Annotated in this window: 13 protein-coding genes and 1 pseudogene; 8 read left to right on the top strand and 6 right to left on the bottom strand. The window is 38.4% G+C overall.

What is annotated here, in order from left to right; genetic code table 11:
* The first annotated feature begins 132 nt into the window (after positions 1 to 132).
* Positions 133 to 360 carry a hypothetical protein gene (locus H5158_RS23510; RefSeq protein ID WP_259398564.1) on the top strand — a complete coding sequence of 76 codons (228 nt, stop codon included), beginning with the start codon at positions 133 to 135 and terminating at the stop codon, positions 358 to 360.
* A complete protein-coding gene (locus H5158_RS23515; protein WP_259398565.1) occupies positions 357 to 527 on the top strand; it encodes a hypothetical protein in 171 nt (56 codons plus the stop codon). Before H5158_RS23510 ends, H5158_RS23515 begins: the two co-directional genes overlap by 4 nt.
* Before the next feature lie 28 nt (positions 528 to 555).
* On the opposite strand, the pseudogene H5158_RS21490 reads toward H5158_RS23515, so the two are convergent.
* Positions 556 to 1019: pseudogene (locus tag H5158_RS21490) on the bottom strand (ISAs1 family transposase); the annotation flags it as partial.
* A gap of 253 nt (positions 1020 to 1272) precedes the next feature.
* Between H5158_RS21490 and H5158_RS21495 the strand changes: the two are divergent.
* Together H5158_RS21495 and H5158_RS21500 are read left to right on the top strand one after the other, a co-directional pair.
* A complete protein-coding gene (locus H5158_RS21495; RefSeq protein WP_182719384.1) occupies positions 1273 to 1920 on the top strand; it encodes a hypothetical protein in 648 nt (215 codons plus the stop codon).
* Between the two features lie 49 nt (positions 1921 to 1969).
* Complete coding sequence (locus tag H5158_RS21500) at positions 1970 to 2383, top strand: hypothetical protein (RefSeq protein ID WP_182719383.1); 414 nt, start codon at positions 1970 to 1972, stop codon at positions 2381 to 2383.
* A 216-nt stretch (positions 2384 to 2599) separates the two neighbouring features.
* Here the strand turns inward: H5158_RS21500 and H5158_RS23160 are convergent, their stop codons facing one another.
* Together H5158_RS23160 and H5158_RS21505 are read right to left on the bottom strand one after the other, a co-directional pair.
* The gene (locus H5158_RS23160) at positions 2600 to 2782 is read right to left on the bottom strand and encodes a hypothetical protein (RefSeq protein WP_182768139.1); all 183 of its coding nucleotides are present in this window, start codon (positions 2780 to 2782) and stop codon (positions 2600 to 2602) included.
* A 221-nt stretch (positions 2783 to 3003) separates the two neighbouring features.
* Complete coding sequence (locus tag H5158_RS21505) at positions 3004 to 4185, bottom strand: PQQ-dependent sugar dehydrogenase (RefSeq protein WP_182740864.1); 1182 nt, start codon at positions 4183 to 4185, stop codon at positions 3004 to 3006.
* Here H5158_RS21505 and H5158_RS21510 point away from each other — a divergent pair.
* Positions 4170 to 4625, top strand: coding sequence for a hypothetical protein (locus H5158_RS21510; RefSeq protein ID WP_182740865.1), 456 nt, complete (start codon positions 4170 to 4172; stop codon positions 4623 to 4625). The genes H5158_RS21505 and H5158_RS21510 overlap by 16 nt on opposite strands.
* A gap of 109 nt (positions 4626 to 4734) precedes the next feature.
* On the opposite strand, the gene H5158_RS21515 is transcribed toward H5158_RS21510, so the two are convergent.
* Positions 4735 to 5262: a LuxR C-terminal-related transcriptional regulator gene (locus H5158_RS21515; RefSeq protein WP_182740866.1), complete on the bottom strand. Its 528-nt coding sequence runs from the start codon at positions 5260 to 5262 to the stop codon at positions 4735 to 4737.
* Positions 5263 to 5445: 183 nt separating this feature from the next.
* On the opposite strand from H5158_RS21515, the gene H5158_RS21520 reads away from it, so the two are divergent.
* From H5158_RS21520 to H5158_RS21530, 3 genes are read left to right on the top strand one after another with little or no spacing between them, the layout of a single operon-like run.
* Entirely contained in the window at positions 5446 to 6498 is a 1053-nt protein-coding gene (locus H5158_RS21520) for a hypothetical protein (RefSeq protein ID WP_259398864.1), read from the top strand.
* A complete protein-coding gene (locus tag H5158_RS21525) occupies positions 6499 to 9573 on the top strand; it encodes an efflux RND transporter permease subunit (protein ID WP_182740868.1) in 3075 nt (1024 codons plus the stop codon).
* Positions 9566 to 9871: a DUF3240 family protein gene (locus tag H5158_RS21530; protein WP_182740869.1), complete on the top strand. Its 306-nt coding sequence runs from the start codon at positions 9566 to 9568 to the stop codon at positions 9869 to 9871. The genes H5158_RS21525 and H5158_RS21530 overlap by 8 nt, the downstream gene beginning before the upstream one ends.
* Before the next feature lie 155 nt (positions 9872 to 10026).
* Here the strand turns inward: H5158_RS21530 and H5158_RS21535 are convergent, their stop codons facing one another.
* Together H5158_RS21535 and H5158_RS21540 are read right to left on the bottom strand one after the other, a co-directional pair.
* The gene (locus H5158_RS21535; RefSeq protein ID WP_182719378.1) at positions 10027 to 10491 is read right to left on the bottom strand and encodes a hypothetical protein; all 465 of its coding nucleotides are present in this window, start codon (positions 10489 to 10491) and stop codon (positions 10027 to 10029) included.
* 347 nt (positions 10492 to 10838) lie between these two features.
* Positions 10839 to 11702, bottom strand: a complete 864-nt coding sequence (locus H5158_RS21540; protein ID WP_259398922.1) for a methyl-accepting chemotaxis protein — start codon at positions 11700 to 11702, stop codon at positions 10839 to 10841.
* Positions 11703 to 11834 lie beyond the last annotated feature (132 nt).

Here is an 11834-nt window from a genome sequence, read left to right on the forward strand (position 1 = left end):
CGAGTAATTATTGAAGTTGAAAAAGACTAAGTAATTGAATAAAAATAGTAATTAGACTATGGTTGATATATTAATAATAAATAAAAACGAGCAATTCTATAGGCTCCTTTTGTATCTACAAGGATTGAGCAAGTGCCTAAGTCAGTATCAATTACAATCAGTGATGAGTTTTCCAGAATCAAATTACTAAAAAATAGAACGCCAGAAACATCTGAAGAAGAAGCAAAAAATGCATTTGCTCTTTTATCTGAATACAGAGATGGTGGAGTATACATAGCAAATTATTCTGGGTCGAGTGAGTGGGAAAGGCACCCAATAGGTGACGAGTTCGTTCAGGTTCTCGGTGTGAAACGACCTTGATTCTTTTAGACGGGGAAATCGAGCAGCGCAATACATTATTTTCAGGTCAAATGTTGGTAATTCCAAAGGGGGTTTGGCATCGTTTTGAATCACCTAATGGCGTTAAAGTAATGACTATAACACCACAACCTACCGAACACAGTTTAGAGTTGCCAATTGGTATGTAATGACGGTGTTATTGATGTCGAGTATTTACAATAAATCCCGAACTGTCGGTATTTCATTTGTCTTACTGCCAACTGTTTGGTGGAATAACGTGAGACCTGCCTCACAATTAACTGCTGAGACAAGGTGTGATTTATCAGCAATGTGTTTACTTGCTCCGTGAATAGTTTTGCCATCGAAGGCAATGATAGGATGGGCTGATTTAACGCGGTTTTGATTGACCCAGCTGTACATCGGCAGTAGTAATAAGTCAGTATCAACAGCTCTAAAAATCCGAGCAATACTATGTCGAGTGGGTATATCATTTTCGAAAGAGCGAAATCCCCTTAACTGATCAAGCTTACTATCACCATATACATCAATGTTTTACCAGTTTCCCCCCCCCCCGATTTGACGGCAGTAATAATCAGAAAAAGCACATCAAATAAATTATTATGCTGATTTATATGTGAACGATTGTCTTTGACGAGCTCTAAATGTGAGAAGAGTGACATAGTAAGTTTAAGATAATGAAATTTATGTATTAGGTCATAAATAGTGTTTATTTACAAAGTGTGATCCCCGCATGACTCAATAGGTGAGTTATGCGTTAGCAGAAGGACTTGCCTCGTGAATATTTATTCATGTTTTATTAATCATATAAATGTATAATCCAATTAAGAAATTTCAAATTATATTTTGACTTTTCTTAACCGCTCACTGCATTATTGAAATAATGATTACATTTAAGAAGGAATATGAGTAGTCATGGATAACTATATCAACAATATCGTTTTAGCATCTCCTAAGCAGTTATTAGAACGCTTTCAACAAAGTAAAACTGACTATGACACAGAATTTCACATTATAGTCGCTGACAGGTACAATAATCGCTATTCTGGTTTCTTTATAAAATATGACCCTGAAATTAAAATGGTATTGCTAACTGATAAAGAGCGTGAAATTTCTTTTATTGATACAGATAGTATTGTAAATATTTCTATTTATGATTTCGCAAAGCATGAGCGCTTTTTATTAGGCCAAGAACCGATTAAACTAGTATCTCCATTTAAAGCAGATGATATTGAAACGTCTGTAACTTTAATTAAGTCTGCGCTTAATAACACTCATGGGCTTGACTTTAATTTCACTATTGATGAAGTGTCAGCTGAAAACACTGACAAAATTAAAGCTATTCTAGAAGTGCTTGGTGATACTCTTATGGCTGTTGCTAATGATGACTTCAGTAAAGAATATATTAGTCAAATAACCGATTTTTATATTAAAAATGAGCCAAGAGATGGCGTTCGCTTTAAAAAAACGAATTCTACAATTTTGGTGAGATTCAATTTTGAAGGTGAGCTTCCGGCTGAACTTCAAACAAAAATTGAAAACGGAATAAACAACGTATTCTGATTTATTCAAATTTTTATATGTACTTTTCAACTCAAAATAAGGAATGATAATGGGACTTAAAGAGAAAAAAGCAGCAAGAGATTTCCAAGAAAACAACCTTGAAGATCTAAAGAAAAAAGTTTTTGATGCTGCAAAATTTGAATTTGAAATAGAAATTGATTGGGATAGTTTGTCAGTTGATAATTATGCTCATCTTTATAGTCAGACTTGGACTCAAATTTACTTCGAGCCAATGATTATTGCGTTCAGCAAAATGTGTGCTGATAGCTTTTCTCAAGAAGCAATTCAAGACGATTTGAAAAAAGTTGTTATTCAAAATATTGGTGATATCAGCAATGCCAATAAATACTCTTCATACAGCAATGGCGTGTTGACATTAAACCATTCATCAATTGCCAATGCAGAAAACCAAATTGAAGATCGCGCAAAAGCTCTACAAGATACTGTAGAAAATGCTCTTTAATTAAAAGTAAGCCATGTGCATAATGATTTATTAGTTTATGTGCATGGTTTTTTTAGCTAAAACACCTCAGTAAATATATTCCCATCAAATTACCCGTGCATTTTATGATGCTATAGTCTGTTCTTAGAACACAAAGGTTGTTTAACTATTTGCATAGGAAACGGCGATAAAATATGGTGATATTTTAAATCTATTAACCTTGTAATGGTCAAAATATTAGAAGCTTTGAAAGCTTAAAATACTAATTGATGTGGTTTTTCTGTAATTTTCAATCCAAAGCTGAATAGGCGAATAATTTTTGATGATTATAATGAAGTATTTTATATGTTGTGGTTCATTAGAAATACCTTTAATTAGTGCAGATTTAATGGCCTCTGCAGAGCTTTCAAGTACTGACATTATGTTCCTGCTATGGGATAGATAACGATCGGAATATACAAAAACAAGAGAACAGGTATTTCTTTTTCCTTCACCTGCATATTCACCCCAGTAAAATACAATAATCCTCATTTCCAATGCGGTGACAACTAAAATGATATGGAAAAATATATTTTTTCCCGCATTAAATCAGTTAAAGAAAAACCTTGTCATCTCAACAGCACACTGATTGAATAATCTGCTTACTTTGGCGTTATCAGCAGCAATTTTGCATCTTTTCCATCGGTTAACACCGCGATATTACCCTCGGTTGTAACAAATACATCCCGCAAACGCCCAGTTACCTCTGGTAAAACATGAGTCTGGGTAAGTTCACCATTCGCTAAATTAACGCTGTAGAGCTTTTTATCGACCAGCGTAGTGATTAGCACATGCTGTTGTAGTGAGGGAAAAGCTAAATGCTTTGAGCCATAATAAGCCATGCCAGAAGGGGCGATTGAGGGCGTCCAATCAACCGTTGGTTTAGCCATTCCAGGGTATTCTCTAAACGGTGAAATACGTGCTTGTGAGTAATCATCTCCGTTGGTGATCACCGGCCAGCCGTAATTGGTGCTTGGGGTTAAATAGTTTAGTTCGTCGCCGCCTGCGGGGCCGTGTTCGTGGCTAACAATTTGCTGTGTATCGTAATCATAAACCAAGCCTTGCAAGTTACGGTGCCCGAGTGAGTACACAGCATGAGCTGCAGGATTTTTGTGATTAATAAATGGGTTATCGTTTGGTATCGTGCCGTTTAAGTTTATGCGTAATGTTTTGCCAAGTTGACTGGTCATAACCTGTGCTTGCTCACGGTAGTCAAAGCCATCGCCACTTGAAAACAATAAGGTATTATCGGGTAGGACAAGAGCGCGGCCAGAGTAATGCTGCGGTGTGTCTTTATCTGTGGCAACTTTATAAATAATTTTTGGCGTTGAAAATTGCGCACCATCAAACGTAGCTTTGGCAATAACGAGCCTGTTTGCATCAAGCTCACCTTGAGCGTAAGTGAATATAATTTCTTTTGATTCACTGTAATTTGGCGAAAGCACTATATCGAGTAGGCCGCCTTGGCCTGCAACGTATAAGCCCTCGAAATCTAGTTTAACTCGGGTTTGTTGGTTGTTTTTAATGATAACAATATGACCATCACGTTCCGTGACAAACCAGGTATTGCTTGGGAGTTTAACCATGCTCCACGGTGAATTGAGTCCCGTTGCTAAGGTATCAGCAGTGTATTGCTGTTTTGATAGCTCTGCACTGGCGTTACAAGAAAACGCTAAAAGCGAGAGTAGAGTAATACAACGTAGAGATTGTTTACCCTGCAAGCCTTTGCTACTGTAAGAAAAAAGTTTCATTTTAAGTTGAGATAACCATGTCGTTTTTAACACGTATACTCCCTTCATTTTTAGTTTCTTGGTTACTTACATTTACACTCGCTAGCTTGTTTCATAGTCAATACGTTGTCAATCAATTAGTTAATGTGGGTGTTGTGGTGGGCTTTAATGACCGTGTTAACTTAACCCTTGAAGATTGGCTCGGCTTGCTACCGACCTATGGCGCTATTATTGCTATTGCACTTGCCATCGCGTTTTTGGTTACCTGGCTTATTGCTAAAAAAGTTAAAAAACAAGGTGCGCAATTATTTGTAATTGCGGGTATTGTGGCGTTTGCTACGGCTTTAATTGCTATTGAGTCAATTATGAATATTACTATTATAGCGGGCGCAAGAGGCTGGGGTTTTTATATGCAGCTGCTTGCAGGGGCTGTAGGGGGTTATGTTTTTGCTAAGTTGAGCAATGGTTGTCATAATAAAAATGAACTCATCTAGTTTTACACAGAGATAATCATTAAGGTTTTTAATTATTCCTTAAGATTTGATGCACAGCGGATGCAAAGCTATAGAAATAACCAGAGGCCTCACCTTTGTAGCTTGTCAATTAATTGAGGCTTGAACTTGTTGGTTGGTATTGTCCTTGTTGCATAAAGTCTTCTAAAAACCATGCAGCAAACTCATGTCGGCCTTCTACATCGGCTTTGCTGTAAATATCGGACGCTTGTTGACGAACGGTTTTTTCTTTTGTGCTTCTTAGTGCGCTTATTTCTTTAAAGCTTAAGCCTTTAAGTAACAACATCGCGACTTCTTGCTCACTGCGGGTCAATGTCCACTGTGAAAATTGGGTTTGAATAACGCCGCTGTATTCATGGCGCGCATCCATCATTGCTTGTGATATGTTTTTAAGTTCTTTTTTTGAATGCACTAATTCTTGTTTCAGCGCATTAATATTGGCAGTACGCGCACGAATATCGCTAATTAAGTAAATAGCACAGGCTGCAGAAATGACAACGATTAAGCCCTCAGAAAAAATATGCCACTGCGGCACGCCTAAATGTATATCCGTTAGTACATCAAAAAAGTTTAGCACCATTATTATTAACAAGGTGGCTGCTATTAACTTGTCTCTCATTAAAACCTCTATTATCAATGCCTTATAAATACAATGGACAAATGTACCATAGCGTAATTTTCGCTATTTTTGGGTACGTTAAGGCGTTTGCCTGATGATTTAACCGTCTAAAAAAGTCATGGTTGATTCTATAAAATTAATCAAATGTGAACAAACGAAATGCTGTTAAATTTTACAAAAAAAATGCGTCATTTTTTGCGTATTCAATATACGTTATTTTTCTTCTTTACGGTGACTTTATTAACATTTAATCCTGTGTTTGCTTCGCAAAATTTAGCACCTGTAAGGCTTTCGTCACTCAGTGGTTTTGATGTTGAATTTGCGCCGATTCAAAAAACAGAGTTTATTAACGGGCAAAGTTTAATTGGTGAAGTCAATTTCAAACCTGGGGTCAATTATACGGTGCTGTTTGCGTTTGATGTACAGCAGGTTCGTTACTTATACCCTAACGGCAGCATGGTTGAAAAGGGCGCCACTATTGCAAGCGTTGAGGGCAGTGATGTACACCATTTTTTAGATGCCTATCAATCAGCAAAAGACATGCTCGCTATTGCTAAAAGCCATTACGACATAAACCAACAACACTTAAAAAACAAAATAATAAGAAGTTCTGAATGGGTTGAAATCACAAAAAGCTATTTTGAAGCCAAGCTAAATTTTGAACATATGCAACATCAAATGGCATTTTTAAACATTGATGATAATGAAAACGTGACCTTAGTAAGTCCAAAAACGGGCATTTTAAAACTCACTAATGAGTCGGGAAACCGTGTGATGGGTGACACCGCGTTTGATATTATCGATGCAAGTAGTATTCGCGTTAAGATTAAAGTCCCTCTTAGTTTTTCCAACACGTTAGCGCATTTCAAGCTGTCAGAAAGTTGCAGCTTAAATATTGAGAGCTATGACAGTATTGCAGATAAATACCATCAAATAGTGTGGGCGTCGCCAAGCTCAAATGAGTGCCAGCTTAGACTAGGGCAAACTATCAAAGTCACACCGGTAAATAAATTAACGGGCTTTAAAATAGCAAAGTCAGCGGTGTTTGAATTTGAAGATGTTAATTACATTGCTTTAAAGTCTAGCGATAAGCTTGAGTTACTGCCGATTGAGCTCAAAGGTACACAAGGCAAAGACTATGTATTTACTGCTAACAAAAACCTAGATGATCAGCAGGTACTAATAAGCTCGGTAAGTGCGCTACAGGGTATGTTGCTTCACTTAGGGAGAGAGTAAATGTTAAACCAGCTTATTAAGTTTTCACTTACTCAGCGTTTGTTTGTTAGTATTTTTGTTATTGTTGCTATGGCCATTGGTGCTAAATCTTGGTTAAGTATTCCGGTGGATGCTTTTCCAGAAATATCACCCACCCAAGTTAAAATAGTTTACAAATTACCCGGCATGAACGCCCTTGAAATAGAATCGCAAGTAACACGGGTGATTGAAACCGAATTACTGGGTATTCCGTCACAGAAAATGCTGCGCTCTACCACTAAGTATTCTATTACCGATATTACCATTGACTTTGAAGAGGGCACCGACATTTATTGGGCGCGTCAGCAAGTGAATGAGCGTTTATTAAATATTTTGCCCACCTTGCCCAGTAATATTAGTGGCGGCATGGCGCCAATGAGCACGCCTTTGAGCGAGGTGTTCATGTTTACCATAGAAAGTACTCACTTATCGCTGATTGAAAAAAGAGAGCTTTTAGATTGGCAAATTCGTCCATTACTGCGCACTGTAACCGGCGTTGCTGATGTAAATAGCCTTGGCGGCTTTTCAAAAACCTATGAAATACTTCCCAATACTTTATTGATGCAACAGCATCAAGTCAGCTTTGATGAAATGAAATTGGCAATCACGCAAACAAATCAAAACGGTGGCATAGGGCGCTTAGAAAAAGGCAACGACACCTTAATTCTGCGCACTGAGGGCAAATACAAAGATATAACCGCCATTGAAAATACCGTGATTAAGTCCACTCAAAATAAGGTTATTCGGTTAAGTGATATTGCCACGGTACACGTTGGCAGTTTAACCCGTTATGGCGCAGTTACTAAAAACAGTGAAGAGGCGGTACAAGGGCTTATAATTGCGCTTAAAAATAGTAATACAGCGCAAGTTGTTGCAGATGTAAAAGATAAACTTCGCACCATTGAAGCGTCATTACCGCAAGGCACAAAAATTAATGTGTTTTACGACCGTTCTAACTTAATAAATACCGCAATTAGCACCATTACTAGCGCACTAGGCCAAGCGATTATTTTAGTGATAGTGCTACTTGCCTTGTTTTTAGGTGATATTCGCTCTTCATTGGTGGTGTCTTTGTCTTTACCTATGTCGGCATTGCTGACATTTATAATGATGAAGCAGTTTGATTTATCGGCTAATTTAATGAGTTTAGGTGGCTTAGTGATTGCCATTGGTATGCTGGTGGACTCATCGGTAGTTATTGTTGAAAACATAGTGAATCGGTTGGCTAATAATCAGCACCTCCCTCGGCTGCATGCTATTTATCGCGCCTGTAAAGAAGTCGCGGCGCCAGTGTTCTCAGGCACAATCATTATAATTATCGTGTTTTCACCGCTATTAATGCTAACAGGGTTAGAAGGCAAGTTATTTACCCCAGTGGCGCTCACTATCGTGTTTGCCATGCTTAGTGCGCTGTTGTTGTCGTTAACGGTTATTCCAATTTTAGCCTCATTGTTATTAAAAAATGAACCCGTAACCCAGCCTAAAATGGTCACGCTATTACAAGGTTTTTATACTAAAACACTTGCTCGTGCAATTAAAAAGCCGGTGGCAATAAGTGTTGTATCGGTCGCTGTTTTAGTGCTCAGTGGGGTGTTATTTCAGGGGCTTGGTAAAAGCTTTATGCCCGTTTTAGATGAAGGCGACATTATTGTACAACTGGAAAAATCGCCGAGTATTTCCTTGCAAGCCTCGCTGGATATAGATAAACAAATTGAAGCAGCACTGTTAAAAAACACCCCAGAAATCGTACAAATTGTTGCCCGTACCGGCTCCGATGAACTCGGGCTTGATCCTATGGGGTTAAACGAAACCGATGTGTTTATGGAATTAGCGCCAAAAGATACGTGGCGTTTTGACTCCAAAGCGCGGCTAATCGAGGATATTCGACAAACACTTGCGCAATTTCCAGGGGTAAATATTGGCTTTACTCAACCAATACAAATGCGGGTATCAGAAATGCTCACCGGTGGCACCGGTGATATTTCGATTAAAGTATTCGGTAATGACATTGCGACACTTTCCTCATTAGCTGAAAAAATCACGGCACTTGCCACTAATATTGACGGTGCAAGTGATGTGCAAATGGCGCTTATCGAAGGGGGGAAATACGTAAATATTAAACTTATTCCTGAGGTTGCTAGTCAGTTTGGTTTAACCACCGAAGGATTAAGTGATTATTTAAAGTCGCAATTAGAAGGCTTACAGGTATCGGCACTGCAAGAAGGAAACCGCGTGATCCCTATTGTGTTTAATGCACAAAAAGGCGAAAGCGCAGCACACTTTGAGTTGTCGTCAATGAGCGCATTAAAGCAAAAGCTAATTTTAATGCCCGACAACAGCCTACTACCACTTGAAGAGGTGGCTAATATTAGCTTTAAAACGGGGCCATTGTTAATAGAGCGAGAAAAAGCAAAGCGCTTTGCTTCTGTAAGCGTTAATGTGGATAACCGCGATGTGGTTAGTTATGTAAATGAACTGGAAGCTAAAATTAATAGCAGCATAAAGTTACCCAGTGGTTTTACCTTGTCGTTTGGTGGTGAATTTGAAAGCCAGCAACGTGCGACACAAAACTTGCTGGTGCTTATTCCTGTGGCATTAATACTAATTTTCATTATTTTATTTACCACGTTTAAATCGTTATCTAAATTAACGCTGATAATTGCTAATATTCCGTTTGCATTAATGGGGGGAGTGATTGCCCTATTTATTAGTAATGAATACCTCTCGGTGCCTGCATCGGTTGGTTTTGTTGCTTTACTTGGCGTAGCGGTACTCAATGGTATTGTGATGATCAGCTACTTTGAGCAAATGAAAATGTTTTCTGCCAATGTAACGCAGCGCATTTTAGATGGTGCAAGCAGACGCCTTCGCCCAGTGTTAATGACAGCCACAACCGCAATGTTTGGTTTACTGCCACTGGTATTTGCCACCGGCCCCGGCGCTGAGATTCAAAAGCCATTGGCGATTGTGGTTATTGGCGGGTTAATTACCTCAACAATTACAACACTTTATTTATTACCTATCTTTTATGGTTGGTTGGAGAAAAAACATGGCTGAACAGTTACTTTTTACCCTAAATGTACCCACAAACATAAAAGATGACGTGGTTGATATATTAATTGGCATAGACTGCATTACCGGCTTTAACTTAAAAAACATTGAAGGCTACAGTAAAGAGCACAGTGAATTTGACATTGCCGAGCAAGTAGAAGGGCATCGCAGTTTTTATCAGTTTGAGGTGCATATATTATTAGCGCAGCTGCAAACAATTAAAACGGCATTAAGCCCTGTGTGCCAATACACCCCATTAAAATATTGGGTTACGCCTATTGTTGAAAGCGGGCACCTTAGATAGTGTAGTTAGAATTATAGGCTGTTGCTTCGAGCAGCCTCTTTTTATAACTAAATACAAAATAGCTAAAAAGAGGTCACAATATTGCTATAAGTTAATATTGTTCGAAAAAGTTATTAGTGTAGATCTAGCAACTATACTATGCCATTGCTAAAGCGCTATTTAGCAATGCTGGCTTTTTCATTCGTGCTTAGGCTTGGTTCGCAATATGCGTTATCTACAGGCTCTAGAGTTACTTTACCTCCAGCATTTACTACTACACATTGCGTATTTTTATCTAGTTTGTGCTTTTGAATAACAGTAAAGTCACCTTCGTTAGCTGCGTATAAGTTGTACTGGTATGCGGTATTTCCGCCTTCAAACAGGGCAGTAAATAAGCCCCCGACGAGGCCGCCAATAATTGCGCCGCCTACCATTTCTTCAGTATTACCATCTAGGTTGTCAACGAAGCCGAAGCCTGCGCCTGCTGCGATGCCTGTACCTACCTCAGATGATAGCGTTACTTGCTGCATTGACCCTACAGTAGCGTAATAGCGTTTAACCATTTGATTTTGATCATTACGGTCAATGCCTTGTGATGCACAGCCGGAAAGTAATAAAAAGATCAGTAAGCTTTTTTTCATGAGATGATTCCATTTATGTTCATGTCGATAAGTTATTATCATAGCGGTCAAAATTGAAAAAATATGTGTGGGCTTTGTGTGTTGTTGTTTTAAGTTGTAAGAAAGTGTGGGTAACCTTGTTTGCGACATAGATAAGTTAATGCGTTGTTTAGGCGAGAATTCAATAATACTTTTGCTGGTATGGTTTTATTTTTATTTATGAAGAGCGGGATAGTTTTAGCAAATTAATTGAGTAGGTATGTACTTTATTACGACACACAATAGCAAACTCATGCTTGCTATTGTGTGTTGTAATTAAATAATAAATTCGTAAATTCGTAAATTCGTAAATTTTTACATTTGATTAGTTAAATAGTAAATCGTAATACAAGGTTATTGAGTTGCTCTGCTAATTTTGCAAGCTCAGTACTAGAAGCATTCGTTTGCTCCGAACCATCAGAGCTTTGAATTGATAAGTCGCGAATATAAACTAAATTTTTATCTACTTCCCTTGCAACGGTTGTTTGCTCTTCAGCAGCGCTAGCAACAGTTATATTTTGATTACTAATTTGACTTATCAAACCGGTTATTTCGCTAAATGCCGCTCCTGCATCATTTGCTATCAGCAACGTACCTTCAGCTAGTTGATTACTGTTATTCATATTCACAACAGCTTGGCTTGTCTCAGACTGAACAGTTTGAATCATTTGCTCAATTTCTTTAGTAGATTCTTGTGTTCGATGAGCAAGAGCTCTTACTTCATCAGCTACGACAGCAAAACCGCGACCACTCTCTCCAGCGCGTGCAGCTTCGATAGCGGCATTTAATGCTAACAGATTTGTTTGATCTGCTATCGCTCTAATCACATCAAGTACTGACTCTATATTTTTTATATTTGCGGCTAAGGTGGTAATACCAGCTGCTGAGTTTTGGATCTCTGAAACCAATGAACCTATTGTTTTGATGGTTTCGTTTATTTTAGCCTGGCCTAACTGTGCTTTTTCATCCGCAACCTCAGCATTGTCACTCGTAGAGTTTGCACTACGCGCAACCTCTTCAATGGCTGCTGTTAGTTCATTAACCGCCGTAGCTGCCTGCTCTAGCTGATCTCTTTGTTGGGTTGCAATTTGTGTAGACTGGTTAGTCACAACCGTTAACTGTTCAGAGGTTGTAGCCAGTTGCTGAGACGAACCACCAATTTGTGAAAGTGTTTCGCGTAATTGATTTTGCATGTCAGCTCTAAAGTATCCCCAGAATTAGCCTTTATATATCAATGAACTAATAGTATTAAAAAATGTGGGAAGCGAGGGAACATTCATGGTGTTTTGTGATCTTATGAATCGCTTAAAAACAACAGAGCTAAA

It is taken from the genome of Pseudoalteromonas sp. SR45-6 (assembly GCF_014163545.1).
GTDB lineage: Bacteria > Pseudomonadota > Gammaproteobacteria > Enterobacterales > Alteromonadaceae > Pseudoalteromonas > Pseudoalteromonas rhizosphaerae.